We start from the raw sequence: 25,783 nt of genomic DNA, 5'->3' as shown, positions 1-25,783 counted from the left end.
AAAGTGGGAGTTTAATATTGTTACAGCAATTCCCGTTATTATGAGGTAAAATAACAGGACTTTTGACAGGGTAAATATTTTTTGCTTGTTCCCCTACTCCCCTAGTAAATAGCTTCGGAAACTGCTGTATTTTGAGGGGGATGGAAAAATATTTGTTGACCAAAAAATGAGGTCTAAAGCCTCCCCTTTTAAGGGGATGAAAAAATATTTAACTCAGTATTTCAAACCTCCGACTTTAGTCGGAGGTTCACTGATAACTGTTAGTGTAGCTCCTCCGTAGGAGGCTAACTGATAACTGAAACTACTCCTGTCGCAAACTAATAGCAGCTTGTACCATATTCCGAGTTGCCGGAATCGCCTCTTCCCAACGACGAGTTTTCAAACCACAGTCGGGATTCACCCAAATCTGAGTTACAGGCAGAGACTGAATACACTTACGCAAACTTTCCCTCAAATACTCAGTAGTAGGAATACTCGGAGAGTGATTGATTTGCAGTAAATTGGATTGATTTATCTGAGGTAAAGCGTCTGTCAAGACTCCCTCAGATTGGGGAAGTTAAAATTCAAAAGTCAAAAGTCAAAAGTCAAAAGTAAGATTTATAGACTCAAGACTGGGTTTTAGCAGTGTCACCCGTCAATTAAATTCACTCATTTTAGTTATCCATATTTAGTGATTTAATAACATTAATCCCACATCCGCACTTCAATTTGTATCATTAAAAGTAGTATATAAATCCGTAGCTTGGTAAGTATTTATCATCAGCAAATCATCTCAATTACTTTTTTTGTTCATCAAATTCCCAGTAAAAAATTTACGCATAAATACTTGCTTGATTGATTACTCAATTGCGACAGCTATGATTTTCTTCTAAAATTCTGTCTCCTGTCTCCTGTCTCCTGTCTCCTTCTTCTATACTACATTTTGTGGTGCGGAATTTGGGTTAATTACCCCGATCGCTTCCAAATCAAAACCACCGGAAGTCGCAGTTGGTGGTGCAGTTGTCCAAGGGTCGAAAATGGGGTCTCCTGTAGCATCTAAAAAGCTACCATTACCAGGAATATCTACAATGCGAACAAACTGAATAGCATTAATATCTACCGCACCGGATGTCACTAACGGGTCGTTAACTAAGTCATCTAAGTCAAAAGGAGTTCCCCAAGAACTGCCAAAAAATTCTCCCTCAAACTCAGAAGCGTTATTAACGTGTTTACCAGCTAAATTATAAACTTGTGTGGGGTCGATGACATCAAAACTACCTAATGGTTGCCCTGTCAAAGAGTCGCTAGGAAAACGAGCAAAATTTACCCCATCACTGGAAACTTCAACGAATGCTAGTTCGGCAAAAATACCGCCGAGATTATTGAAACCATTTTCAAATACTGCAAAGTCCGCTCCCACACCATTACTAATACCAGAGTCAAAGGTTAAAGTAATCTCTCCTGGTGGTACTCCTGCGTCTATTTGTTCTTGAGTTAGATCGCCCAGTGAAGCAATATCAATAAAATTATCTGTTCTAGCAGTAGGTCCTAATGTTAGTTCGGGAGTTTGGAATCTTTCATCTACTCCTGATGCAGGGGAATAATTTTGAAATCCTGTTGCCCATGCTGCAAATATTGAATTAACAACACTGTCTGACCTAATTAACCCTTCACCCTCAGAACTAATAAAACCAGGGATGGCAGAATCTATTTTTCCTGGGTCTTGGGTGGAACTGGAATAAGGTCCGAGTTGTTGGACAAATATTCTAAATTGGTCTTCGGTAAGTTCGCTGCTGTTAACACCTGAGAGGATAGCTAAAAATTCTCCCGTGACTGCATCTTGGATAATGGTGCTGTCAGCTAGTTCATTACTACCTTGAAATATATTGAGGTCTTCAAAAGTTATTCCTCCTAATAAACCAATGGCATCTTCTTCTAGATTAAAGTCAGTAATTAAGTCTGCTTGGTTAATATCTGGGTCTCCCGTTGGTGGTTGATTTTGTCGTTGAAGAACAAAATTATCGAAACCCTCTCCCCCAGTTAAGGTGTCTGTACCTACATCGCCATAAATATTGTCGCTGCCAAGGTCTCCAGAGATATTATCGTTCCCTTTACCACCCCGCAGCGTGTCGCCACCTGCATTTCCGTTGAGAATATCGTTGCCTTGGTTGCCACTAATTAAGTCTCCACTTTCGAGACCATTAATTGTGTCATCTCCTGCTAAACCATATATTTCCTCTGCCTCCAAACTACCTGTGAGGAGTTCACTATTTTCTGTTCCTATTATTGTTGTCATTTTATTTCTTTTGAAATTTATGCAAGACTTTCTGTCGCAACTGCTTTGGTATTAGCAAAGAAGTTGCGATCGCTATTAATCCCACCGTTAACTATTGCTCTTATTACTTATTTTTATGTTTTTAACAGTAGATTCCGAAGCACTTTTTTTACCTTTTGTCAACTTTCTAGCTGTTATTTTTTTATTCTTATTGAAGAAGGCAAAAGGGAAAATTGCATAGAGGAGATTCCCACCCCAAGCAATTTTTAGCGCGGTGATTATGGTGGGGTATTAAATCCACAAAAGAAAAGATAATTGCTAATTTATTTCTTTTTAAGTAGTAGCTGTTTCCCAGAGTTTGGTTTAAATAAGCTTTGTCTAAATATCTGTAGCGAAAGGTTCTTATTTAGGGCTAATTCCCTTTTTGTCAATACTATATTAGTCATCATCCATACCTCGCAGATGTTTGATAAAGTTACTATTCAATCGGCGGGCATTCTGACTGAGAGATAATAAAGTATCTCATCACAGTTGCGGGACAGCGACGGATTTACACCGAACTTTCCCCGTTTCCTCTAACGGATGGCCTCCATTAGAACCGATTAATTACAATATTAAAACACAGCTATTCAATTAATGCAATACTTTTACAAAATTTTTTTTGCTAACTAGGGTTTGCTGAATAAAGTTAAAAGTCAGGTAGCTTACGGTAATGGAGCTTTTTGTATTCAATTTATCTCCTAAGTTATTGGCTCTTATTTACCTCAAAATACTGAATTTTTCTGCTGAAATTCAAGAAAATTTATTCACATAAAATGGCCGAAACAATTGCCTTTTACCCATCTCCGCGTCCCCGTGTCTCCGCGTATCCGTGTCCTACCCCCACCAACTAATTTTTTCAGCAAACCCTAACTAGATATTTTCACTCCAGACAAAAACATCTCGACTATTATTATTATCTCCAACTACTAAATTAGTCGCAAAAGAGTCAAAAGCGACAACTTCCCCGGAAGCAGAAATCGCCGGATTAAAAGAAGTCAAATTTCCTTCTAACCCCTGATAATTTACTGATATTTTAGTGGTGACACCATTTAGCAAATCCCGCACGAATATATCATTAGTGCCATTGCTATCTCCAGGCACCAGTAACGGATCGAAAGAATCAAAAGCTACAAACCTACCATCACCAGAAATCGTCGGTGCAAAGGAACTTCTACTGACTTGGTTACTAAAAATATCCACAGAGACGCGAGTCGTAATGCCATTTAGTACATCGCGCACAAATATATCTCTGGCATCATTGGTATCTCCCGGTACTAGATTAGTTGCCGTAGACTCGAAGGCGATAAAGCGACCATCGGCAGAAATAGAAGGACTGATGGAACTGAAATCTCCTTGGTTGCCAAAAGCATCTACTGAAATACTGCTGGTAATCCCAGTTAGGGTATCGTGCCAAAAAACGTCTCTGGTATTATTGGTATCTCCTGCCACAAGATTAGTCGCAAAAGAGTCAAAAGCGATCAAGCGACCGTCCGCAGAAATAGTCGGGTTGAAAGAACTGAAATTTGCTCGATCGCCGAGGGAGTTTCTAGATATTTGAGCAGTTATACAAGTTAGGGTGTCATGCAGAAAAATATCTCTAGCGTTGTTAATATCTCCAGTGACTAAGTTGGTAGCATCAGACTCAAAGACAATGAAGCGACCGTCGGCAGAAATAGTGGGATTTATTGAGGCAGCATTGCTTTGGTTGCCTAGAGAATCTACAGATATTCTTGTGGTTGTAGCAGTTAGGAGGTCTCTGAGAAAAATGTCGGTTGTATTATTGTTATCTCCTAGAACTAAATTAGTGGCATTAGAGGCAAAGGTGACAAAGCGACCATCTCCAGAAACAGAAGGATGAAAAGAATTGAGATTTCCCCCAGACCCAAAATAGTTGACCGAAACAATATCTGTAATTTGAGATTCTCTATTTGTAATAAAAATATCTGTTTGGTTATTTGTGTCTCCTATTACTAAGTTATTAGCAGCAGACTCAAAAACAATATAACGACTATCAGCAGAAATAGAAGGATTAATGGAAAAGTTATTTCCTTCATTTCCTTGAAAGTTTACAGATAGGCGATCGATGTTTGTTTGGGGAATAATGTTTGTAACCATGCTCCGAGAATAAAAATCTATGTTATTGACTTACTAATAATACCAAGCGCGATAAATATTTCCTAAAAATAATTAGGGAATTTTTTCAGACTCAGGTAGACGTATTGAAAATGTAATATTATCTTAAATTTTTATGGCGTTGGTGATTTAGGCTATGATTTTTATCAGTGTAGAAACCGGGTTTGTATTAGATACCCATACTTTACCGAATAATTAAGGTATAAAGTCTCTCCTTTAAAGGAGAAACAAGAAAAAATTTTTCTTTTATTCAATCCAATCCGTTTTAGGGAGAGGTAATTATCAATTATTAATTATCAATTATTGAATGACACCTGTTTCCCACAAATTCGGTTTCTCATAAGGGGATCCTTAGATTTCATAGCTTGATTCACCAACACTATTTTTATTATAGAAATTCTAAATTATTTCTGAAAAAAATGTATAGGTTTGGTCTTCAAATCCAATTTTAGATAAAATATTACAACCTATTTAGGATTGCTATATTAACTGTGAGTTTATTAACTTATTATCACACTGAAGGAGAAATTAGGTTTCAAAGGAGAGTTAAAAGTTATGAATGAAATTGATCGTCACTTAACCTTAGTAGTTATTACTTTTGGAGTAGCAGTAGTTTGAAAAAAATAAAATTTTTACCGAATAATTAATAATTGTTAATTATTAATTAAGTAATTTAGCTTGATTAGCCTCCTCTTTTAAGTAAAAAAAAGAAATAATGTGTTGATATTCAATACTCTTGGTTTTAACCAGAGGCAATTATCAATTATCCATTAATGAAACTTCTTGTATGAGGAATTTTCTTTAAGGGTATAATGCTAATTATTTTATCTCAGCACTTAGCAGATAAAATAAACTAATACAATCAAAAAATTAAAAAACTTATTTCTTATAAATTAAACAGATTAATATGGTTGAAATAAATAAAATTTTAGAAAATTTAGCAACTTTAGGAGCGATAGTTGCCATTAATGAAACTTCTTGTATGAGGAATTTTCTTTAAGGGTATAATGCTAATTATTTTATCTCAGCACTTAGCAGATAAAATTAACTAATAAAATCAAAAAAATTAAAAGCTTATTTATTATAAATAAAACAGGTTAATATGGTTGAAATAAATAAAATTTTAGAAAATTTAGCAACTTTAGGAGCGATAGTTGCCATACTATATTTGATAACATTTATAATCCTTCCTCCTTTATTTCGTCAATTATCTTCAGATGCAGCTATCACGACTTTAAAAATTATACGCAAACCTTTATTGGTAATTACACTATTTGTCGGCGTTCAAATATTATTAATTCCTCAATTGAAATTCGACAGTTATGAAGTTTGGGTGAAGAAAGGATTAACTGCTCTAACTATCGCTATAGTTACTTATATTATCGGTCAACTTTTAACTCAAGTTATTCTTTACTACTTAAAAGATTATGCTAATAAAACAGAAGCTATGTGGGATGATGTTTTAGTTCCCATCCTTGAAACCATATTGCCAATTGTAATCTATGTTATTGGTGTCTCATTTTTCTTACAAGTTTTGGGAATTAATATTAGTGGACTTTGGGTCGCAATTGGAGGAGCATCCTTTGTTATTGGCTTTGCATTCAAAGATTCTCTAGCCAATTTCCTCAGCGGTTTGGTTTTATTAGTAGATACTCCTTTTCAATTTGGAGATGTAATTTTACTTTCTTCTGGTCAACTAGCGGTTATCAAAAAAGTGGGTTTACGAGTCACTCATTTGTATGTTGTTAGTAACCACAGCGATCTTTATATTCCCAACTCAAACTTTGAAAAAACAGAAATTGTTAATTTAACTCGTCCTACTCCTCATTATTACGATCAACTTGAAGTTCCTATCATGTCAATGGTTGAACCCGGTCAAGCAATTGAGTTAATTGAAAAGGTAGTCTTAGCACATCCCGATACAATGGGGGAAATTGACCGTAAAGTTGAACTTATAAATCAATTTTATGGATTTTCTAAACCGGGAATAAAAACAGAAAAGAAGCGAGAAGCAGGTTTTATACGACTAAAAGCAGAACAAAAACTCAATCATAAGTTAAAGGAAATAGAGGATGAGTTTTATGCTTTATCTCAACAGGTAAAAGAGTTTGAAAATAAAGGTTTAGAAGACAATCAAATTCTGACTATTCAAGAAAATTGTTTGAATATTTGTGAGCAACTTGGTTTATTAAAAAAAGCAGATTCTTTAAGTAATCATCAACGAAAATTAATTCTAGAAGAAGGAGATAATGCGAGTGCTGGAGGAGACTCTTTGATTGGTTTAGTCAGAGAATGGTATAGTGCCTGGTTAGAAGATACAGATTTGTTGTTAGAAGATCGGAAAATACTTCCTGAATTTTGGGAGCAAAAAATTAAACTTCTCAAGAGGAAAACTAATAAATTATTGGTAAAGGCGAATAATCTTTCCATTGATGATACACGATTCGATGATGTTGTTGACAATCTTATCCTATGGTTACAAGAAAGATTTAAACACTCACAAATTGAATGGCAAAATCCGAAAATTTGGATGCAAGAAATTAGAGTTCTTGGAGGACCAGCGATGGACCCTAATAAAGTCTTTATCGTTAAGTTTTTTGTAGATGATATTAAGCTAGAACATTGCGAAAGGGGAAATAGAGTCAAAAATGAACTCTATCGGGAGCTAATTTGGCAACTTCGGCGCTCCTATTTAGGAAAATAATACCGTTTCACTAAAGTCAAAAGTCAAAAGTCAAAAGTAAGATTTTACAGACTCAAAACTTTGACGCTACAGTAATTTCAGGAAATTATTTCACATCTTTAGTTTGAAACTATTTGTGACATCTCTAAAGTGAATTGGTATAAGTTATGTTTATCTGGTCAAATCAATTCAAAATTATAACCTCTGCCTGTTTGGGCAGCATTCCGCAGGAAAGTCAGAGGCTTGAAATAAGGAAAATATTTTTGATTTTTTCGTTAGTTACGAACGAGACTTGAATCCTTAATTAAACAATTATTGAAATTAAGTTAGAATCCAAATTTTTGAACTTTGAATTTTGAATTTTGAATTCAAAAAATGGTCAAACTATAGGAAAGAAAATTCACTAAAGTTGCCAATATTAACATCATTAATATCACTACCTGGAGTTACATCAACAATTGGGTCGGGAGTAGTTTGAGAGAAGCCTAATTTTTGCACTTCTCGTATTGTGTAAGTATTGGGGGGTAAATCTTCAAATGAATAGAAACCAAATTCATCAGTTATAGTTGCAGGTTCCCCAATATCTAAGAGACTATTATCATTCAAATCTAGATACAAAGTGAAATTATCTAAACCATTTTCTCCAGGTTCAAATATGCCATTAGCATTTCTATCATTAAATTTAATACCATTAATTTCACCTCGGTTACTTACATTCCCAATATTGATATTTGTAATGTTACTTCCTGGAGTGACATTAATAATTGGGTCAGGAGTAGTTTGGTCAAATTCTGGATTTTGAGCTTCCCTAATTATGTAAGTATCTGGCGGTAAATCTTGGAAAGAATATTCACCATTAATATCAGTAATAGTCGGGGGTTCTCCATCATCCAAGAATCCATTTTGATTTAGGTCTAAATATAGATTAATATTTGCTAAACCATTTTCTCCAGGGTCAAATATTCCATTAGTATTCGTATCATTAAATTTAGTGCCACTAATTTCACCTCGATTATTTACATTCCCAATATTGACATTTGTAATGTTACTTCCCGAAGTTACATTAATAATTGGGTCAGGAGTAGTTGAAGCAAAACCTGGTGGAGAAACTTCCCTCAATATATAAATATTAGGAGGTAAATCTTGGAAAGAATATTCACCATTAATGTCAGTAATAGTCGGAGGTTCTCCCTCATCCAAAAATCCATTTTGATTTAGGTCTAAATATAAGGTAATATCTGCTAAACCCAATTCTCCAGGGTCAAATATTCCATTATTATTCGTATCATTAAATTTTGTACCGCTAATTTCACCCCGGTTACTTACATTACCAATATTGACATTTGTAATGTTACTTCCTGGAGTTACATTAATAATTGGGTCGGGAGTAGTTTGGTCAAATTCTGAATTTTGAGTTTCCCTAATCGTGTAAGTATTAGGAGGTAAATCTTGGAAAGAATATTCACCATTAATATCAGTAATAGTCGGAGGTTCTCCCTCATCTCAAAATCCATTTTGATTTAGGTCTAAATATAGAGTAATATCTTGTAAACCATTTTCTCCAGGGTCTAATCTTCCATTAGTATTCGTATCATTAAATTTTGTACCGCTAATTTGACCTCGGTTACTTACATTCCCAATATTAACTATTAGATTACTTCCTGGAGTTACATTTAAAATTGGGTCGGGAGTAGTTTGGTCAAAATCTGGTGGAGAAATTTCTCTCAAGATATAAGTATTAGGAGGTAAATCTAGGAAAGAATATTCACCATTAACACTAGTAATAGTCGGAGGTTCTCCCTCATCCAAAAATCCATTTTGGTTGAGGTCTAAATATAAAGTAATATCTGCTAAACCCAATTCTCCAGGGTCAAATATTCTATTCGTATTCGTATCATTAAATTTCGTGCCACTAATTTGACCACGGTTACTAACATTGCCAATATTACCAATATTAATATTTGTCAGATTACTACCCGGAGTTACATTGACAATGTCTGAGTTTTAAGCTGTCGATCTGTCCTAAACTTTCCTTCGACTGCTATACCTAAATAAACCTTGAAGAAAGTTATAGGTGGTAGGTTAAGAATTTTAAAAAGCCATAATAAATTTGTCGTAATATCCTTGATATTTGTGGGTTAATCTATCGGATATTAAAACTTGATGGTTGAGATATGATTGTTGGTCTTATAGAGCCAAAAATACGTAAGAATGTTCCGGGGTTTTTCAGAATTTATTAGGGATAAGATTTATTTTTAGTCAAAGAAATACTATAGGTAAAGTCTAGAAATTACTCTAATTATCCGTAACATTCTTTTTTCACACTTGGTATTTCCTATTCCCTACTCTCTACTCCCTGCTTCCTAATTCCCTACTATATATATTGATTACCATAATAAATTAGGTGGTCTTCTGGGAGGATAATTTCTTCTTTCTACTTGGTTTTGATTTGGTCTCCATTCAACAGAGTATGGTAGTAAATTTCTTTCATCTAGAGCATTTAAAAAACTCAAAATTTCTGGATTATTAGGCTTAAGTTTCAACGCTTGTTGAGCTACTTGTCTAGCTTCTTGATACCGTTCTAAACGATAAATAACTTCCCCTTTTCCCAGCCAAGCATCAACAAAATCAGACTTTAATTGAATTGCTCGATCATAAGCAGCGATCGCTTCTTTATATTCCTGAAAATGTTTTGTTAAAATATTTCCTCTCAGATACCAAACTACAAAATCATCTGGTTTATATCTAATTACTTGATTAAAAGATATTAATGCGTCGTGAGGTCGGTCTAAATAAGCTAATAAAGCGCCTTTGTATCGCCAAGCTAAATAAAAATATGGTTGAATTTTTACTGTTTTTTTATAGGCATCAATTGCTCTATCATGTCTACCTAAAGCTGATAAGACATTTCCTTTTCCATACCAAGCAGGATAAAAATTTTCTCTGATTTTTATTGCACGTTCAAAAGCTATTAGTGCTTCTTCAAATCTCTCCAATCTATACAAATGATTTCCACGGTTTGCCCATGCTGCTGCACTAGAAATATCTGTTGTTTCTGGAACTTTTAAATAAGCTTCTATAGAAAAAGCTTCTTTTTCAGTTAGTTCTGGTGGTGGGAAATTTTCCAATTGAATATTTAATCTCATATTGAACTTATCTGCTAACTGTAAAAAAGTATTGATAGGAATTCCATAACTAAAACCAATACTCACCCTCTCCACTGAATTAGACTTTTCATCATAAATTTTTGTACCTTCAGAAGCACCATGAATTCCAATTACTCTTCCTTGAGTATCTAAAATAGGTGCGCCACTCAAACCTAACTCAGTAATATTGTTATAAAAAAGTTCATAACCATTAGAAACCGGGTCTTTGATAAAAGCTAATTCATAATCTTGATTAATTAATAATCCCGGACTAAATAAATGTTCTCTTTCGGAAAAAGGTAATCTCGATGCAGGCCAACCAGACACAAAAATATGACGAAATTCAGCTTGATAATCATAATCAGCTAAAGTAGCTATTTGATACTTTTTCTGACTCTGAAATTCTAAAAGTGCTAAATCTACTCCTGGTAATTTAATTATTCTTTGATAATCAATTTTATGTCTTTCTCCATCTTTGGTAATAACTGCATATTCATCTTGGGTTTCTACAACGTGCTTGGCAGTTAAAACATAATAAGTATCTTTTTTACGATAAATTATTACCCCAGAAGCTGGATTGATCGAATCAATTAATACTGTAAATTCTGTGGCAATTTGATTAATTTCATCTGCCATTAAAGCTGTAGCAGCAGGTTGCATTAAAACAATTGCTGTAGAAGGAAAAAGTAAGATGGAAGAAGTCAGAAGTAATGGCTGAATTGGGAATAATAAATTCACAAAAGTCCATAGATAATTTTTAAAGTTCATAGTAGAAGGAAGAAGTAAGAAGTAAGAAGGAAGATGGAAGATGGAAAAATCAAGAATTTAAATAGGAATCAAAATTAACAAAAGTCGATGGAAAATTTTGAAATCCATATTTGATAATTCAGCACTCAGAGGGAAAAATCAAGAATTTAAATAGGAATCAAAATTAACAAAAAAGGATTACCCCATAAAGGATAAGCGTGCATTCCATTAATACCAATAACTTGCCCATAAATATTCAGTAACGGACCACCGCTCATCCCCTTTTTAATCAAATTAGTGTAGCCAATTTGATAACCTTTTTCTAAAGGTTTATCAGACAATATTGAGACTTTTCCCCTGGTAAATAAAAACTCTGTATCTTGAGGTTTTTCTAAAATAGGAAACCCAGCAGCAAAAATCTTATCTCCTTCAGCAAGAGTATGAGAATTTCCTAGAGATGCAACAGTGTAGATATAATCAGTGCTGCGAAATTGTAATAGAGCTAAATCATTTCCTTGAAAACCTTCATGATCTATTTGATTTGCTTCATAGAAATTACCATCTGGAGTTTGAATCAGATAAAATTTATTTTGAGTATCTAAAACGTGCTGATTAGTAACAATTGTATAGATTTGTTCTTGCCGTTTTAAAATAATTCCTGAACCCCAAGCATTTTCAGAAATAACTTTAACTGTGATTGATTTAGCTAAACCTTTAAGCTCTTCAATAGTACAAAAATTATTACAGTCAGTACAATTTTGAACTTGTATTTTAATTTATGAATTTTTGAGGCGATAAAAATTTTTAGATAGTGCTTGTATTGGGAAGTAAAATAACCAATTACCAATACAAACTGTTAATATTAGCGATCGCCAATTCACAGAATATTATACCAATTTCCAAAAGTAATACTATACTTAAGTCGCGCTTCAGTTATTAAATAATTAACACAAGTTAAATAGCCTTTTTGCTAATTAGCAGCTCAGTTAATGTTAATTATTATTATGTTTAATTCTCCCCTATTCCCCCGCTCAAGATGCTGGTAGAAAAGTTTTTGAGAAATGGTATTACTCCATTACCAACCAGTGAAACTAGAAGTTTGAGAATTATTAGAAGACCTGTCATATTTGTTTTTTACTAAATCTTCTATATAGTCATTAAAGTTTAAATAGAAACGGGAACCACTTTCATATAGTGGACCTGTAGAAGCACCAACTCGAATATCAAATAACTTTTGAACTGTTTCACTAGCACTTTGCTGAGGTTTGAGAGTAAATAATACCCCTTGGCAAGGACCTCCCTTTCTACCAGAAACACAAATTACTGGTTGACGATTAACAATACCAGTCGTAATGTAATCTAGTCTGCCATCGTCATAGAAAAATTGAAATTTATCTGATACTTGGCGGCAACGAGTCAGGGGACTATATCCAGCAGATAAGAAATAATTAGAAACCCAACGAATAACTGTATAAGTACCTTGTGGTGTTTTGACAAAAGTAGTTGGGATACCATTTTTACCCCGGTCACAATAAAATTTATTAGGTCGAATTATGGGTGAAACTTCTTTGACTACTGGCTTTATTTTTTCAGAACAGCTTTCTTTTTCTGTACATACATTCTGTTCCTTTCTTTGACATAGTTCTTCTTTAATTTCACAAAGCAATCTAGATTTTGGTCTAGCATAAGCGGGATTATTGATAGTTAAATTAGTCCCTAAACAGAAAGCAAATACTAAACATATTTTTGTACAAATATTGATTTTCATAACAACGAAATCTTGGGATATTTATGTTGTAGGTTATTGCCATTGAAGAAGGTAGAAGGCATAAGAGAAAATTGCTTATGAATAGTCTTCGACAAGCTACGTTTGTGTCTACAAACCCCAAACAATTTTAAGCATCCCCGTCGTTGACAGTGGGTTATTAAACCCGCCACAGAAAAGATAAATAATTGATAATATCAAGCATTATTTATTACTTATAGCCTCAACAACCTTCATTCAATTTCTCAAGATTTTCGCTCTTGCTCCGGAAAAGCTTTTAATGTAAGCATTTGTTGCGGAATTTAGGTACAGTGAGGTTTCTTCGCCATACCTCAGTCCTTAATATTTGTCCCTAACACAACAGAAACTGCACCCTTGTTTCTTAATTCTCTTAATTCCAAAATATTTTCCTTACAACTTAAATAGCACTGCAATGCAGGATAAAAATCTAAAATTCCTGTAGAGAAAAATTTCTCCAATTCAAAATCCCATTTAAGATACGATCCAACATTTTTCTACTTTTTTTTCCAGTCAATGCCTAGTCGTTTTAGGTAATCCCAACCTCGTTGAGGCCAGACATGGTCGCGACCAGTTTTCTGAGCAATCCAACGGGCTACTTTTGGACCAGACCATGCTTGACCATCAGGAGCAGGCCCTTGTAAAGCCTCTGAAAGTTCCTGCTGTTGAGCTGGTGTCAACAAAGATTTAGCAGGTGGTGGTTGACGGTCTTTACTGCGATTTTTCACAGATTCAGGCCCTTCCCTATTGTAGCGCCCAACAATTTCCTTAGCATAATCGTAGTTAAGTCCCACAACTTGAGATGCTTTTTTAATAGACCATTGTTGAGCAATTAGAAGCAGGAGATGCCACCGACGAGATTCGATGGTATCTGGAGCTTGTCGGTAGCGAATTTTCAATTCCTCTACCGTAAGATGTGGTTTCAAACTAGCTTTTGCTGGCATACCTCCTATTCGGAAATTATGGAAGTTTTTAATCTTATCTACCTCTATGTGCCAATCTCCGGATAAAATCTACCTTGGAATATATAGATTAAGTCAAAAGTCAAAAGTTAAAATTTAAAAGTCAAAAGTTATAATGACCCTCGGCATGAGTGTTTATAATTGCCCTAACCTATTTGCGCAGTGCTATGTATAGCAATAGACAGGGCGCGGACATAGTAATGATAAAGCTCTTGAGACAGGGGAATATTTTTCCGACTGTTGCCTGTTGCCTGTTCCCTGCCATAGGAATTTTTGATAGTTAATTATTTATAGTTAATTCAATTAACCCTATAATCTAATAGCTGAACTTTAGGAATGATGGTATAGGCATGGCATCCATTAGCGAGCTGCATCAACAACTAATAAGTAAAGAACGCTCTGCTGTAGAAATTACCCAAGAGGCCCTAAAACGCATCAGCCAGTTGGAGCCAAAGTTGAAAAGCTTTATCTGTGTCACGGCAGAAAAGGCCATAGAACAGGCCCGTCAGGTGGATGCCCAAATTTCTGCAGGAGAGAAAATTGGACAATTAGCAGGGATTCCCATCGCTGTGAAGGACAATATGTGCACCCGAGGTATCCCTACTACTTGTGGTTCTAAGATTCTAGAAAATTTTATTCCTCCTTATGAATCGACTGTGACTCAAAAACTTTTAGATTCTGGTGCAGTTATTCTGGGTAAGACAAATCTAGATGAATTTGCCATGGGTAGTTCGACGGAAAATTCTGCTTATCAAGTTACGGCTAACCCGTGGGATGTGGAACGAGTGCCTGGTGGTTCTTCTGGGGGGTCGGCCGCAGCAGTGGCATCTGAAGAGTCTGTAGTTGCATTAGGGTCGGACACTGGTGGTTCTATTCGTCAACCAGCATCTTTTTGTGGTGTAGTGGGTATGAAACCTACTTATGGCCTGGTTTCTCGCTATGGGTTGGTGGCTTTTGCTTCTTCTTTAGACCAAATAGGGCCTTTTGCTAGGACTGTTGAGGATGCTGCGATTTTGTTGCAGGCGATCGCTGGTTATGACCCTAAAGATTCTACGAGTCTTAATGTGTCTATCCCAAATTATACGAGGAACCTGAGACCGAATTTAAGACCAAAGGGGCAAATCAGAATTGGTCTAATTCAAGAAACTTTTGGTGAGGGTTTAGACCCAGTTGTTAATCAAGCTTTTACTAAGGCAGTGGAACAGTTACAGGAGTTGGGAGCGGAAATTCAGGTTGTTTCTTGTCCCAGGTTCCGCTACGGTTTGCCTACTTATTATATTATTGCTCCATCGGAAGCTTCAGCTAATTTAGCTCGTTATGATGGGGTGAAATATGGCTTCCGCGCTCCTAAGTCGGAAAATCTTTTGGAGATGTATGCTCAGACTCGTGCTGAGGGTTTTGGTACGGAAGTTAAGCGCCGAATTATGATTGGTACTTATGCTTTGTCGGCTGGATATTATGATGCTTATTATCTTAAGGCTCAAAAAGTCCGGACTTTGATTAAGGAAGATTTTGATAAGGCTTTTGCTCAGGTGGATATTTTGGCTTGTCCCACTGCTCCGACTACTGCTTTTAAGGCGGGTGAAAAGACTGATGACCCACTGAGTATGTATTTGTCTGATTTAATGACTATTCCAGTTAATTTGGCTGGTTTACCTGCTTTGAGTTTACCTTGTGGTTTTGATGAAAAAGGTTTACCTATTGGTATGCAATTAATTGGTAATGTTTTGAAGGAGGCTTTATTATTTGAAGTTGCTCATGTTTATGAACAATCTAATGATTGGTATAAACTTCTGCCTCGCCTTTAGAAAGTTGGTTTTTAGTTATTATTTATGAGGCGTTAGGTGTTGAGAAAATTATTGGTTAATCAAAACCTAACTGCCGATTTTTATTATGTGGCAATTTGATTATTTTTTCGTTGCAAAGTTGATTTTAATTGTTGGGATAGTTTTAGCGATCGCTTATGTTGCTGTCTGTATATTTTTGGTATTTTTACAGCAGCGATTTATGTTTTTCCCTAGTTCTGTTATAAAAATAACGCCGAAAGATGTAAATCTTTCCTATGAAGATGTTTGGTTATCTGCTTCTAAGAAAAAAGGCAAGTTAGAGCAAATACATGGATGGTGGATACCTGCTAATTCTGAGGTATCAAATTTTCAGGGTGTGCTGTTATATTTGCATGGTAATGGTATTAATATTGGAGCGAATGTTGAACAAGCTTATAGATTTCAGAAATTAGGTTTTGATGTTTTATTGATAGATTATCGTGGTTATGGGCGAAGTAAAGGGAATTTCCCTAGTGAAGCACAGATTTATCAAGATGTAGAAATTGTCTGGAATTATTTAGTTAATCAAAGAGAAATTAATCCACAAAATATACTGGTTTATGGTCATTCTTTGGGAGGTGCTATTGCTATTGAGTTGGCTATAAGACATCCGAAAATGGCCGGATTAATTATTCAAAGTTCTTTTACTTCTATGCAAGGGATGGTGGATTATAGGGGAAGAATGTATAGATTTTTTCCAATCAAATTAATCTTACATCAAATATTTGACTCAATTACAAAATTACGGAAATTAGACATACCTATTATGTTAATTCATGGCAGGGAAGATGGATCGGTTCCTGCCTATATGAGTGAAAAATTATTTGCAGTTACTCCTGCTAAAATCAAAGATTTATATATAGTTCCAGGTGCAGATCATAATGATGTTGCTGCTATTGCTGGTGATGAGTATTTAGAGCGACTTAATAAGTTTGTTAATCGATTAAATAAAGAAGCATAAACAAAGCATTGAACAATAGACATATCTATCTATAAAAGAGGGAGTAGGGGGAAATAATTGATAATTTATGGATAATAATTGATTATATTTTTGATTTTCACGCCTATGTCTAATAGACCTCGCAGCCAAAGTAAAATTTAATTTTTTTCTTCTATAATATTTATATTTTATGTTTTTGACTTCTGTTATTAAATCTAATAAATAGAAGAGTATTATAGTGTCGATCGGGAAGTGTGAATTACAGTTGTCTTTTTCCTCCTTGTTTTACCTATTTCCTAAAGCCTCAGAATTATGGAAATTGCTATATATTATAGTAGGGAACAAGGAAAATGAAACAGTGGGAAAAATATTTCCTCTAACTATCAAGGAGAAAAAAATCCTTTTTGTCAATCCTCTTGTTTTAAGGGGAAGTAATTATTAATTGTTAATGATTAATTGTTGAACTTACCGCTCAACTAAACTTACTCAAAAGTCTGAAAGTCTAGTCATTCATAGTGAGTCAAGCATTACAGGGTTAAACGGCAAACTCTTTATTCCTCAAAAACATCGGGAATTACTTTTCTAATAATATTAAATGCTCCATTCACATCAGCATTTAATAACTTATTATCTCCTGTTTTATACAATCCTCTAGCCATTCTTTTCCCTTTAAATATCGGTTTTGATTCACCTTATGTTGGTAATTAATATTTATGTAAAGAAATTGATTGTGATGTATATGATTCTTCAGTAATTATTACTTTGAACCCAATTAATCTGAGCTTTATATCTTAACATCTCTATTAATCTATAATGAGGTATATTAACAAACTGTTGATTGTTCTTTTTCCCTAGATTAATAGATTATTTCCACTTCTTATGATGTCCAATTATTAAGGTTCCTATTTGGTGTACCTCACACCAATCTATTTATAACTCCTGAGGACTGAGGACTGAGGACTGACTATTTTGCTATCGGATTTGATATTATGCCAAAAACTACCTCAATTAAATTAATTATTTCAGTCATAGGAATTATTGGTTTTCTTTTTACACCTCAACCCAACTTTAGCGAACAAAATCATCCTACTACCCTTGCTCAAATACCATCATCAAAACCTAGTAGACTATCCCAAGAAGTTCTACAAGAACTCACTCAATGTCTCAGAAAAATAGTTAAACCCACAGAAGCATCTTTAGAAGCGATACAAGTAGCTTCTATGCAATGCACAATGAGAGTAATAATGTTAACTCCAGATGGTAAATTTCGCCCAGATGCTAATCAAAGAATGGAAGCGTTATTAGAAATAAGTGGAGCTAGTTTACCAGAAATTCTGAGTCAAGGAAAAGCTACTGTCAAGCTTAAAAAACTTACAAATAGTCAGGTATTTACTCTTCCAGTAATAGTGGCAGGGGAAACTAAAAGTTTTTTGTTAGATACAGGTGCTTCTAATACAATTATAGAAAGCAAAATAGCTCAAAATTTGGGTTTAGTAAGTACTCCTATTCCCAATGATTTATTATCTTATTTTGTTGTGGGTGATGACTGTTCAAATGTTAATGCTAATATACATACTTTACCTACAATAAAAGTTGATGCAGCTACAGTAAATGGTTTGCAAGGAATGGGTTTATCTAAAACAGCTATTCCTGGTAATTTATCAGGTGTTTTAGGTTTAGATTTTCTGAAAGGTTTTGATGTAATTATTAATCCTCAAACTTCCCAGTTGGAGTTACTACCTCCTTCTTCTTCTGTTAATAATGCTATTCCTTTGATAGGTAGAATGGGAGTCATGTTAGCTGAGGTAAAAATTAATGGTAAAGGACCTTTTCTGTTTCTATTAGATACAGGAGCAGATTTGATGGTTTTATCTCGGAATTTAGCAAATGAATTAGGAATTGATATTGCTAATGCAGAAAAAATAGATGTCTTAGGATTTTGTGGTACTGAAATTGCTCGGAAAACAATGTTGGATACTGTGAGTTTACAACAGCATGAAGTATCTCAATTAGATGGGATTATTATTGATAATCAAATTCTTGATTTAATAGGTATTGATGGGGTTGTTGGTCAGAATTTTCTTAATCGTTATCAACAACATTGGCGATTTGATAAGTCTAATAAATTGGGATTTCCAGAAACAGGAAGCTTGTTTTTAATTCCATTAGAAAATGATTAAATGTCGGAATAAATCAAGAAATCTTATGAGGGATTCAGAAGGGAATAAAGATGGAATATGGAATAATCAAAGATGGAAGATGAGGAGAAAGTTTTCAAACGCTAATTATCCGGACATGATATTAATACTAGCTCAAAATTCAAGATAGTAAAAGGGAGTTAAAGGGATGTTGAACATCATAAAAAAAAGCTGACTTGATTCAAAATATTGTTCTTAATATCTTAATCAACTTAGCTTTTTATTCAGACTTTCAGCACAACTTTAATACTTTTAATGAATTATCAATTTGTCAAAATAGTCTCATTAAAGAATAAGGAATAATGAATAATAGAGTTGTCGCTAAATAAAGGGAAAAAATCACTCTAACCTAGACAGAGCAATAATTCCAAGCATTTTTGCTATCCAATAGCTACAATCCTTACAGAACAAGGTTTTTGGGCATTTTTTAATTTATAAAGCGACAAGTCTAATGAATAAGGAAGAAGAGGATAAATTTTTCAAACGCTAATTATCTGAATATGATATTAATCCTACCTCAAAATTCAAGATAGCAAAAAGGAGTTAAAGCGATGTTTAATATCATAAAAAAAATAATTTGATTCAAAATATTGCTCTTAATATCTCAATCAACTTAGTTTTTTATTCAGACTTTCAACAAAACTTTAATACTTTTAATGAATTATCAATTTGTCAAAATAGTCTTATTAAAAAAGAAGGAATAAGAGGAGAATATTTTGGCACCCTAATTATCCGGACATGATATTAATTATACCTCAAAATTCAAGTTAGCTAAAAATATTTAAAGCGGTGTTTAACATATAGCAATATAATTTTAGTTGTGAGATATTGGAGACTTTTAGGCAACAGCTCCGAAAGGCAACAGGCAACAGGGAATAAGAAAAAAACGAATGTATATGAATAAGATAACTGCTATATTCTATACTTTAAAGGAACACCTCAATTCTTACATCTGATTTATGATTGCTATAATAATAAAATAATAAAAAAAAGCTGACTTGATTCAAAATATTTTTCTTAATACCTCAATCAACTTATCTTTTTATTCAGACTTTCAGTACAACTTTAATACTCTTAATTAATTATCAATTTGTCAAAATGGTCTGATTATAGTCTGGTTGACAAAAAAAAAATCCTGTGATAGAAACAATAAACTATTAAAAGCTGTTATACAAGATAAAATAGTCAAGAAATAAACAAACAATAAATTGGGAGGCAAAGCCTAACATGAGTTTATTAAATAAGGTTCTTGGAGTTTACAATCCAAATCGAATGGCATTCTCACAACAAGAAGCAATAGCTGCTATTGCAATATCTGCCATTGCCTCAGATGGTTATCTTTTAGATCAAGAAACAGAAAGACTTATAGTACTTTTGACGCAAATGGAAATGTTTAAAGGTTATTCAGAAAAACAGATTACAAATATGCTAGATAGATTGCTCAATTTACTCAGTGAAAAAGGTATAAGTAATTTAGTTGCTATAGCCAACGATGTGCTACATCCAGAGTATAAAGAAATAGCATTTACATTAGCTGTCGATCTAATCTTAATAGATGGAGTTTTTTCTGGTAAAGAACAAACATTTTTAACTCGTTTGTTTCAGGTATTGGAAGTGCCTGTAGAGAAAGCTTCAGCAATTTTTCAAGCTCAGTCAGCAAACCATCAGGAGACTAAAAAAAAGTCTAGAAAGTATAGAAATAATCAAAATTATGAAAAGTAAATAAAATGTGGTTATTTACTATTTGTAAAAAAATCACAAATTTATTGATAGATAAAAATGTTTGACGATGACTATTTAGACTTAAATTAATTAATAGTGAACAGTTGTCAGTTATAACAGAAGCAAGAAGCAAGAAGCAAGAAGCAAGAAGCAAGAAGCAAGAAGCAAGAAGCAAGAAGCAAGAAGCAAGAAGCAAGAAGCAAGAAGCAAAAATCCTGTGTAGTCTGATCTGAGTTTTAAGCTTTTGATATGTCCGTGCCCTTTTATTAGACTGCTATATCTTCCAATATTGGGCTAAAATAAGTCACCTCCTTTAGCCGATAGTACCTATACTAATCCACTCCAAGCACTTAATATCAAATCTGTTTAATTAGCAAAAAAAATCGTTTATTGGAGTTGGCAAAAGTAAACTGATAACTGTTAACTGAATAATAGGCAAATTACGACTTATTAATAGGTAATAATTTTTTGGTAAGCCTGAATAGTTTGTATAGCGATCGCTTCCCAACTATAATTTTTTCTAGCTAACTCTTTAGCATTCAAACCTCGTTGTTTTCTTTCAGCTTCATTTTGCAAGGCTGACTTAATTAAAATAGCCATATCCTCTATTTTACAACTACCAACCCAACCTGCTTCTGCGTCTGCTACATCTTGACAAATATGAACTTGATCGGAAATAACTACTGGTGTACCTGCCACCATTGCCTCTGCTACTGCGATACCAAAATTCTCATAATAAGAAGGCAACACAAATACATCAGCAACCTGTAATAAACTTGCCTTAATTTCTCCTGTAACAAACCCCGTTATTTTTGTACATTTAGCAAGAGGTGAACCCTCTATTTGTGACCGAATTTTTGCTTCATAATTAGGATCTTGAGGATTAGCACCTGCTAAAATAAATTGAAAATCTATCCCTTCTGCTAATAATTTTTCTAAAGCTGGTAATAATAAATCTAGCCCTTTTTTAGGTTCAATTCGAGACATAAATAAAATCACAGGATGTTTAATTTCTATGGCTTGAGATTGAAGATAATTAACTAACTTTTCATCCTGAATATTACCTGGGGGATTAACACCCAAAGGAATTACTAAATCTCGTGTCGATACACCAAATCTTTCAGAAACTTTTGCCTCTTCCAAACTGGTAAAATGAAGTGCTGCTGCATGAGCAATATTCCGCTTTTCTAACAGAGAAACATAAATTTTTTTGAGTAAATTTTTTTTCCGTAAATCAGCCGGGTCTAAAGTACCTAAAGGTCTTAAAATATAGGGTAAATTATTAGCTCTAGCCATAGTTGCAGCCATAGTAGTTACTGGTGAAAAAAGAGCATGAATATGAGCTAAATCAAATTCAGAAGCGTGTTGATTTAACCATTGTAATAACTTCAGAGAAAATTTATAACGACGGAATGGAGAACAACGAAAATAACGAATTTGATAACCATTTTGTCTAACAGGTTTATCAAGAGGAACATCTAAAGGTGGTTGACCTATATCTCCATTAGAATCTGTAGTGAGAATAGTAACATCTATATTTTGAGCAGCAAGAGCAGTAGAAAGTCCTAATACCATTTGACTAGGACCACCATAAACAAGAGAAATAGATGGTACTATCTGTAATATTCGCATAATTTAATTTAACTATATTTGATACCCTATAGTATAAATCCCCATCAATTCTTTAGTTGTCCAATATTAATTTACTTCATCATTTGATAAATTTTGTCAAGCCTTAGAGACTATTTGTAAAAGGAATAAATTTAGTAGACTGACAAAGCTAAAACTGTGCAATAGATTTTTCTTTCTAGGTGTCTTTATCTCCTCTATATCCCCTGCTCCCCTACTCCCCTACTCCCATCTAACGCACCCTGCTAAAAAATCCAAAATTAGCGATTGCCTGACATATTTCTCCTTGCTTGAAAATTAACCAGGCCAAACAGACAAATCGAAAGTCCCCGCTAATTGAGTCAGCCACACTTACGTCTGCCACGTGTGAAATTTTCTGCCGCATAGCAATTAATAACCCTCAGAGCATTGCAAGCTCCGCCATCGCCCTGACTGCACAAACGAGCTAAGTTGCTAAGACCACCTGCTTGATTAACCTGGCGCAAAAAATTACAGGCCCGATTATTATTTCGCTGTTGGCAATAATAGCTAATCTGACGAATACCCGCTCTAGTCACAGTATTAACTAAGTCGCAAGCTCGCGCATTTCCTTGTCTGCAAAGCCTACCTCATCTCTCACAACTCCCAGTATTTCCTCCGTAGCAACTGTTGTAAAGATCGTTAAGTTGATTGGACCTTGCAGGTGATGGTTCTAGATAGGAGTGTAGCGACAGTCAGCACTGCCAAAAATATTTGTTTCATGCTCAATAACTAAACTTTTTCATTTTACTGTAACGATAGTAACAGAAATATCCTTCCCACCGAAGTAATCATTTATCTTCTCCTAAGAAGAAGTCAGGAGTCAGGAGTCAGGAGACAGAATTTAGAAGAAAATCATAGCTGGAAGATTTTTTCACAAAGATAATTTTTTACAACAACAAAAATTATTTCTCTACAAGCATCAACTTATACTAATTCATAAACATTAATGCTGTACTGCCTCAAAATTTCAGTTATTAACTAATAAGTAAACTTCAATCATATTTTTAAAAATTCTAGGCACAACCGTGAAGATATATTATTCCTAGAAACCCTACTCCCTACTGCCTACTCTCAAGAAAATGTAGGAAAAATGTACGATAAATGGTTTAAAAAAGGATTAGGCAGTAATTCTAATATTTTAATCTTGGTAAAGAGAGAATTTGGAAAGCAAAACCTCTTCCCTTTTCTCTCTCCTAGATAATTAGAGCTTGCTGCAATATTGCTAAAAGTCAGGATAGCTTACGGTAATGGAGCTTTTTATATTTAACTTATCTCCTAGTTATTGGCTCTTATTAGCATCAATTTACTGAAATTTTATGCTGAAATTCAAGAAAATTTCTTAACATAAAATGACCGAAACCATTGCCTGTTCCCCACAAATCGACCCGTCCCCGTCTCCTACCCCCACTAACCAATTTTTTCAGCAGACCCTGATTAAAACTTTCTTTCTTATGGCCTGTGACTGCGACGAATTTTAGTAATTTGGTCTGCCATGTCCAAAATTGCTTCTGGCATATCTGGTCCTGTCAAAATTACATCTACATTACCAGGGCGTTTTTCTAGAAACTCTATTACTTCAATGTCTGGAATTAAGCCAAAATTAATTGCTACGCTTAATTCATCAAGAACTACTAACTCATACTTTCCTTCATCTACAACCCTTTGAGTATAGTCCCACAAATCCAGTAGTGAATTTTTCTGACTTTCATCTATATCCGGCGTATCAATACAACCACGAAGACCACAACGAACCCAATCCAGATTTTGTCCTAGTTGCATTGGATGATCATGTCCCTGGTTAATTCCTCCTTTGAGAAACTGTACAATCAACACAGGAGTTCCTTGGCCAGCTATCCTCAAAGCTTGAGCCATAACATCAGTAAAGAAATTGCGCTGACCACTTGTGAATACTTGCACCAGACCTGGAACAGTGTATGGTAGATCGCTAGGAATATTTATAGAAGGGGTTTGTAGTTGTGCAACCATTATGAAAATTAAAATTGAGAAATCTATTTTTGGTAATATACTGAATTTTTCCAGTTTGTAAGCTGGACTGAAACATTGCCCAAGGACAATACTTGTTTTACAATATATAGTGCTTTTTTTGATTATACTATAAATTTAACACTATATATATGTCCAATTCAAATAAATAGGTAATAGGGAACACAAGAGTCAACGGATAGTTCTAAGATTCTCTATCCTGACTATGTTAGGACTACCAAAGCACTTAATCAGGACTTATGCAAAAAAGAAGTTATACACCATTTGTAGGGGTTAACGGCCGTATACTCCTACCATAAGTGGTGGTTATGCATAAGTCCTGTTAATGATGAATTATGACTAAAAATACCAAATGGGTTCTATAGCAATATGATTTAGGTTGTGAGATATTGGAAACTTTTAGGGAACAGGGAACAGGGAACACCGGATCTGGGAACAGGGAACAGGGAAGAAGAACATTATATTATATAAGGAACAGTCAAATTCTCACTACTGATTCCTGATTGCTATTATATATATCTGAGTTTTTGATAAATCAATTAATCAGGACTTACGCATAACCACCATATCTAGTAGGGGGTGACGGCAGTTAACCTCTACAAATTGTATATAATTCCACTTTTTGTGTAAGTCCTGTTAATGCTGCTATATAGATATATAAAATAATCAAGTATTGTATTGTGACTAATCAAGTTGAGGGACTGTGAGACTGATAATTTTAGGTGGTCCAGGTGCTGGGAAAGGAACTCAAGCACAATGGTTATGTAATCATCTACAGATACCTTTAATTTCTATTGGCGACTTACTTAGAGAAGCGATCGCTACTCAAACAACATTAGGCCAGATGGCGCAGCTTTATGTAGAAAAGGGGGAGTTAGTACCAGACCAAACAATGATCCAGTTTGTTCGTCAACGACTTCTAGAATCTGATGTTAGCCAGGGTTGGTTAATTGATGGTTATCCCAGAACTGCTTTTCAGGCGGAAGAACTAAATTTTTTATTAGATGATTTAGGGCAAAAGCTAGATTGGGCAATTTATTTACAGGTATCTGAGGAAGTACTGATGAATCGATGTCTACAGCGATCGCGTGCTGATGATGACCCAGAAATTGTGCGACGTCGGGTAGAGTTATTCTATGAGCGTACTATTCCTATTTTGGAATATTATGAATATCGTCAAAGATTACTTACTATTGATGGGGAACAAAAAATTACCCAAGTTCAACAGCAAATATTACAACAATTTCAAGAATTTAGAATTTAGAATTTAGAATTTAGAATTTAGAATTTAGAATTTAGAATTTAGAATTTAGAATTACCTCTTCTGATAAAATTAAGAGGATTGGATGAATTGAGAGGCTTTATACCTGAATTTTTGGCGTTGCACAGTGACGAATGATTTGATATTTTTGAAGGAGACAGGAGACAGCTATACTGGAGACAGGAGGAAAATTACTTGGGGTGAGAATCCCCATGTAATGCGTGAACACCCCCGTTGACGGTGGGGTATTAAACTCACAAAGAAAATGATCAACTGTTTCTCCTGCCAGCGAACGGACAATTGGCAGTTGTGATGAAGGATACAATATATATAGGACTACCATATTATTTGGCGTTGCACAGTGACGAATGATTTGATATTTTTGATAGAATTGGATTGTGGATTAATCAATTGCTAGAATGATTAATTAAT

At 34.4% G+C, this 25,783-nt stretch carries 18 protein-coding genes and 1 riboswitch; of the genes, 7 read left to right on the top strand and 11 right to left on the bottom strand.

The window, feature by feature from the left end; translation table 11 throughout:
* Nucleotides 1-301: 301 nt before the first annotated feature.
* The 3 genes from F6K27_RS21555 to F6K27_RS21545 form a co-directional block, all read right to left on the bottom strand.
* A complete protein-coding gene (locus tag F6K27_RS21555) occupies nt 302-535 on the bottom strand; it encodes a hypothetical protein (RefSeq protein ID WP_287278340.1) in 234 nt (77 codons plus the stop codon).
* Nucleotides 536-910: 375 nt separating this feature from the next.
* On the bottom strand, nt 911-2,275 hold the full coding sequence (locus F6K27_RS21550) for a calcium-binding protein (protein ID WP_287278339.1): 1,365 nt from the start codon (nt 2,273-2,275) through the stop codon (nt 911-913).
* Nucleotides 2,276-2,724: 449 nt separating this feature from the next.
* A riboswitch (cobalamin riboswitch) is annotated at nt 2,725-2,872 on the bottom strand.
* A 294-nt stretch (nt 2,873-3,166) separates the two neighbouring features.
* Entirely contained in the window at nt 3,167-4,411 is a 1,245-nt protein-coding gene (locus F6K27_RS21545; RefSeq protein WP_287278338.1) for a calcium-binding protein, read from the bottom strand.
* Between the two features lie 1,120 nt (nt 4,412-5,531).
* Between F6K27_RS21545 and F6K27_RS21540 the strand changes: the two genes are divergently transcribed.
* On the top strand, nt 5,532-7,133 hold the full coding sequence (locus tag F6K27_RS21540; RefSeq protein WP_287278336.1) for a mechanosensitive ion channel family protein: 1,602 nt from the start codon (nt 5,532-5,534) through the stop codon (nt 7,131-7,133).
* A gap of 363 nt (nt 7,134-7,496) precedes the next feature.
* Here the strand turns inward: F6K27_RS21540 and F6K27_RS21535 are convergent, their stop codons facing one another.
* The 6 genes from F6K27_RS21535 to F6K27_RS21510 all read right to left on the bottom strand — a co-directional run bounded on the left by F6K27_RS21535 (nt 7,497) and on the right by F6K27_RS21510 (nt 13,732).
* Nucleotides 7,497-8,420: a collagen binding domain-containing protein gene (locus F6K27_RS21535; protein ID WP_287278347.1), complete on the bottom strand. Its 924-nt coding sequence runs from the start codon at nt 8,418-8,420 to the stop codon at nt 7,497-7,499.
* A gap of 195 nt (nt 8,421-8,615) precedes the next feature.
* On the bottom strand, nt 8,616-9,029 hold the full coding sequence (locus F6K27_RS21530; protein ID WP_287278346.1) for an SdrD B-like domain-containing protein: 414 nt from the start codon (nt 9,027-9,029) through the stop codon (nt 8,616-8,618).
* A 470-nt stretch (nt 9,030-9,499) separates the two neighbouring features.
* On the bottom strand, nt 9,500-11,026 hold the full coding sequence (locus F6K27_RS21525) for a tetratricopeptide repeat-containing serine protease family protein (RefSeq protein ID WP_287278335.1): 1,527 nt from the start codon (nt 11,024-11,026) through the stop codon (nt 9,500-9,502).
* A 146-nt stretch (nt 11,027-11,172) separates the two neighbouring features.
* Nucleotides 11,173-11,658 carry a serine protease gene (locus F6K27_RS21520; RefSeq protein ID WP_287278345.1) on the bottom strand — a complete coding sequence of 162 codons (486 nt, stop codon included), beginning with the start codon at nt 11,656-11,658 and terminating at the stop codon, nt 11,173-11,175.
* 422 nt (nt 11,659-12,080) lie between these two features.
* Nucleotides 12,081-12,773, bottom strand: coding sequence for a COP23 domain-containing protein (locus tag F6K27_RS21515; protein ID WP_287278334.1), 693 nt, complete (start codon nt 12,771-12,773; stop codon nt 12,081-12,083).
* A 512-nt stretch (nt 12,774-13,285) separates the two neighbouring features.
* Nucleotides 13,286-13,732: a helix-turn-helix domain-containing protein gene (locus tag F6K27_RS21510; protein WP_124146207.1), complete on the bottom strand. Its 447-nt coding sequence runs from the start codon at nt 13,730-13,732 to the stop codon at nt 13,286-13,288.
* Nucleotides 13,733-14,100: 368 nt separating this feature from the next.
* Between F6K27_RS21510 and gatA the strand changes: the two genes are divergently transcribed.
* From gatA to F6K27_RS21485, 5 genes are all read left to right on the top strand, one after another.
* Entirely contained in the window at nt 14,101-15,558 is a 1,458-nt protein-coding gene (gatA, locus tag F6K27_RS21505; RefSeq protein WP_287278333.1) for an Asp-tRNA(Asn)/Glu-tRNA(Gln) amidotransferase subunit GatA, read from the top strand.
* Nucleotides 15,559-15,643: 85 nt separating this feature from the next.
* A complete protein-coding gene (locus F6K27_RS21500; protein ID WP_124155324.1) occupies nt 15,644-16,537 on the top strand; it encodes an alpha/beta hydrolase in 894 nt (297 codons plus the stop codon).
* Nucleotides 16,538-17,505: 968 nt separating this feature from the next.
* On the top strand, nt 17,506-18,696 hold the full coding sequence (locus F6K27_RS21495; RefSeq protein ID WP_287278332.1) for a retropepsin-like aspartic protease: 1,191 nt from the start codon (nt 17,506-17,508) through the stop codon (nt 18,694-18,696).
* A 1,290-nt stretch (nt 18,697-19,986) separates the two neighbouring features.
* Nucleotides 19,987-20,436 (top strand): tellurite resistance TerB family protein, encoded by a 450-nt coding sequence (locus tag F6K27_RS21490; protein WP_287284515.1) that lies wholly within the window; start codon nt 19,987-19,989, stop codon nt 20,434-20,436.
* Nucleotides 20,437-20,540: 104 nt separating this feature from the next.
* Nucleotides 20,541-20,669 carry a hypothetical protein gene (locus F6K27_RS21485; RefSeq protein ID WP_287278330.1) on the top strand — a complete coding sequence of 43 codons (129 nt, stop codon included), beginning with the start codon at nt 20,541-20,543 and terminating at the stop codon, nt 20,667-20,669.
* Nucleotides 20,670-20,886: 217 nt separating this feature from the next.
* On the opposite strand, the gene hpsP is transcribed toward F6K27_RS21485, so the two are convergent.
* A complete protein-coding gene (gene hpsP, locus F6K27_RS21480) occupies nt 20,887-22,068 on the bottom strand; it encodes a hormogonium polysaccharide biosynthesis glycosyltransferase HpsP (protein WP_287278329.1) in 1,182 nt (393 codons plus the stop codon).
* Between the two features lie 1,467 nt (nt 22,069-23,535).
* Nucleotides 23,536-24,072, bottom strand: a complete 537-nt coding sequence (locus F6K27_RS21475) for a P-loop NTPase family protein (protein WP_287278328.1) — start codon at nt 24,070-24,072, stop codon at nt 23,536-23,538.
* Between the two features lie 721 nt (nt 24,073-24,793).
* On the opposite strand from F6K27_RS21475, the gene F6K27_RS21470 reads away from it, so the two are divergent.
* Nucleotides 24,794-25,354, top strand: a complete 561-nt coding sequence (locus F6K27_RS21470) for an adenylate kinase (protein WP_287280655.1) — start codon at nt 24,794-24,796, stop codon at nt 25,352-25,354.
* Nucleotides 25,355-25,783 lie beyond the last annotated feature (429 nt).

Origin of the sequence: Okeania sp. SIO2F5, assembly GCF_010692685.1 — a bacterium.
GTDB lineage: Bacteria > Cyanobacteriota > Cyanobacteriia > Cyanobacteriales > Microcoleaceae > Okeania > Okeania hirsuta.
This window is presented reverse-complemented; position numbering and strand designations above follow the sequence as displayed.

Excerpts from the sequence above, each read along its gene's own strand:
- F6K27_RS21475 (WP_287278328.1), bottom strand. The coding sequence starts at position 24,072 with ATGGTTGCACAACTACAAACCCCTTCTATAAATATTCCTAGCGATCTA.
- gatA (WP_287278333.1), top strand. The coding sequence starts at position 14,101 with ATGGCATCCATTAGCGAGCTGCATCAACAACTAATAAGTAAAGAACGC.
- F6K27_RS21495 (WP_287278332.1), top strand. The coding sequence starts at position 17,506 with ATGCCAAAAACTACCTCAATTAAATTAATTATTTCAGTCATAGGAATT.
- F6K27_RS21500 (WP_124155324.1), top strand. The coding sequence starts at position 15,644 with ATGTGGCAATTTGATTATTTTTTCGTTGCAAAGTTGATTTTAATTGTT.
- F6K27_RS21490 (WP_287284515.1), top strand. The coding sequence starts at position 19,987 with ATGGCATTCTCACAACAAGAAGCAATAGCTGCTATTGCAATATCTGCC.
- F6K27_RS21525 (WP_287278335.1), bottom strand. The coding sequence starts at position 11,026 with ATGAACTTTAAAAATTATCTATGGACTTTTGTGAATTTATTATTCCCA.
- hpsP (WP_287278329.1), bottom strand. The coding sequence starts at position 22,068 with ATGCGAATATTACAGATAGTACCATCTATTTCTCTTGTTTATGGTGGT.
- F6K27_RS21545 (WP_287278338.1), bottom strand. The coding sequence starts at position 4,411 with ATGGTTACAAACATTATTCCCCAAACAAACATCGATCGCCTATCTGTA.
- F6K27_RS21540 (WP_287278336.1), top strand. The coding sequence starts at position 5,532 with ATGGTTGAAATAAATAAAATTTTAGAAAATTTAGCAACTTTAGGAGCG.
- F6K27_RS21515 (WP_287278334.1), bottom strand. The coding sequence starts at position 12,773 with ATGAAAATCAATATTTGTACAAAAATATGTTTAGTATTTGCTTTCTGT.
- F6K27_RS21510 (WP_124146207.1), bottom strand. The coding sequence starts at position 13,732 with ATGCCAGCAAAAGCTAGTTTGAAACCACATCTTACGGTAGAGGAATTG.
- F6K27_RS21550 (WP_287278339.1), bottom strand. The coding sequence starts at position 2,275 with ATGACAACAATAATAGGAACAGAAAATAGTGAACTCCTCACAGGTAGT.